General features: G+C 37.2%; 1 protein-coding gene. It reads left to right on the forward strand.

The window, feature by feature from the left end; all coding sequences use genetic code 11:
- The coding region (locus N8M20_RS10165) for a MucBP domain-containing protein (protein ID WP_261080510.1) at nucleotides 1-580 on the forward strand (580 nt) is incomplete at both ends.

Here is a 580-nt window from a genome sequence, read left to right on the forward strand (position 1 = left end):
CAAAGAAACTAAGAAAGATGAAAAAGGCAATACAACGCATGTATACCGTCAAGTCGTAACAAGTTATGTGAATGAAGCAGGCAAAGAAATCAGCCCTTCAGATAAAGGAACGAAGGATAAGAAAGACATTCCAGAGTACATCTTCAAAGAAACTAAGAAAGATGAAAAAGGCAATACAACGCATGTATACCGTCAAGTCGTAACAAGTTATGTGAATGAAGAGGGCAAAGAAATCAGCCCTTCAGATAAAGGAACGAAGGATAAAAAAGACATTCCAGAGTACATTTACAAAGAAACTAAGAAAGACGAAAAAGGCAATACAACGCATGTATACCGTCAAGTCGTAACAAGTTATGTGAATGAAGCAGGCAAAGAAATCAACCCTTCAGACAAAGGAACGAAGGATAAGAAAGACATTCCAGAGTACATTTACAAAGAAACGAAGAAAGACGAAAAAGGCAATACAACGCATGTATACCGTCAAGTCGTAACAAGTTATGTAGATGAAGCAGGCAAAGAAATCAACCCTTCAGACAAAGGAACGAAGGATAAGAAAGACATTCCAGAGTACATTTACAAA

It is taken from the genome of Streptococcus mitis, from assembly GCF_946190275.1.
GTDB lineage: Bacteria > Bacillota > Bacilli > Lactobacillales > Streptococcaceae > Streptococcus > Streptococcus mitis_DC.